At 66.2% G+C, this 1,528-nt stretch carries 2 protein-coding genes; both read right to left on the bottom strand.

Annotated elements, in window-relative coordinates; all coding sequences use genetic code 11:
* Positions 1-91 precede the first annotated feature (91 nt).
* Complete coding sequence (locus tag AC4FAH_RS11980) at positions 92-421, bottom strand: gamma-glutamylcyclotransferase family protein (protein ID WP_153636169.1); 330 nt, start codon at positions 419-421, stop codon at positions 92-94.
* 76 nt (positions 422-497) lie between these two features.
* Positions 498-1,481, bottom strand: coding sequence for a LysR substrate-binding domain-containing protein (locus AC4FAH_RS11985; protein WP_165873978.1), 984 nt, complete (start codon positions 1,479-1,481; stop codon positions 498-500).
* Positions 1,482-1,528: the final 47 nt, after the last annotated feature.

Here is a 1,528-nt window from a genome sequence, read left to right on the forward strand (position 1 = left end):
GCGCTCAGACCTCGACACTCAGGCAGCGACGCCGGGCATCAGCGCACTGATCAGCTTATGGAGCAGTTCATGAAACAGTTCATGGAGCAGCTTACGGCTGGCTCAGCGCGTAGACCTGTGCCGTCAGGGTGCTGCCATCTTCCAGCGTGATCGTGGCCGGCTGGCGAAGGTATTCGCTGCCTTCGAAATCATCCAGCGCCTGCCAGTGATCGGCCAGGTTGTCGGAGGAGAAGACGTGACCGCGGATGGTGTCGCCCGCCTCATCCAGTCTCAGCCCCGGAAAGCCCATCTCAGCCCCCCAGCCAGCTGCCTCCAGGCGGCCCTTGAGGGTGCCGGGTGTCCAGCTGCCGCCAATGTCGAGCATGACGTGTTCGTTGGGGCCGCCCGGGCCGAGGGTGCCGTAGATGAATAGATGCTGCATGGGAGTCTCTGTCGTTCGTCGGGGGAGAAGCCTGTCTCGGCGGCGCGCGCCGGACGGAGCGAGGGGTTGCGGCCGTTCACGGCTGCCTTGAGGTAGGCCCCGGAATCTCGAGGCCGGAAAATTCGCGTGTCAGCCAGCGGGTGATCGGTTGGATCACGGCACTGTTGGGATGGCGGACACTCATGCGATAGCCGTGGCGGTCCCGCGAGATATGCGGCGTCAGGGCGATCAGCGAGCCGTTGTCGAGCAGGTCCTGGATGACGTGGCTCCAGCCCAGCGCGACGCCCTGATGATTGACGGCAGCATTGAGCGTCAGCGGAAAGTTGTTGTAGGGGAAGGCCTTGTCGAGGCGCGGCACCGGCAGCCCCGCGTGGCGACACCAGGTGGCCCAGTCCAGCCAGCGGGTATCGCGCATGTCCAGATGCAGCAGGGTGATGCGCGACAGCGCTTCGGCATCCAGCCCCTTCTCGAGCCCATGACGTCGGGCGTAGTCCGGGGAGCAGACCGGGAAGGCGCGCTCCGCGACCACCAGCGTATCGCGATGATCGCCCGTCAGCGGCGGGCCGAAGCGGATCGCGATGTCGGCCTGCTGCATCTGCGGGTCTTCATCGCGATCGATCGGCAGCAGCGTGAAGTGACAGTCGGGAAAGTCCTGTTCCAGCCGCTCCAGGCGTGGGCGCAGCCAGACATGCGCGAAACCGGCGCCCGCGGCGATGGTGATGCGCGGCGTAGGCTTGTGCACCTTGCGACGTGCTTCCGTGACGGCGCTGCATACCTTGCCAAGTCCGCCTGCCAGTTCGGCATGGAAGCTCTCGCCGTAGTGGTTGAGGATCAGCCGGCCGCCCTGGCGATCGAACAGCGGATGGCCCAGGTGCTCCTCCAGCGCGCGGATGCGCTGGGAGATGGTGGGCTGGGTGGTATCCAGCTCACTGGCGGCGGCCGTCATCGACCCCAGGCGGACCGTCACGTCAAAGGCGACCAGCCCGCGCAGGGAGGGCAGGTCATCCAGAGGGCTTGCGCTTTCCAGCGGCGCTGGGGAGCTTGTCTTTCGGGCCGGCACGAGAGTCCTCACTGTGATGCGCTGTCGCGGCGCTCCTGTCGTACTGT

Source organism: Cobetia sp. (genome assembly GCF_983723665.1).

Excerpts from the sequence above, each read along its gene's own strand:
- AC4FAH_RS11980 (WP_153636169.1), bottom strand. The coding sequence starts at position 421 with ATGCAGCATCTATTCATCTACGGCACCCTCGGCCCGGGCGGCCCCAAC.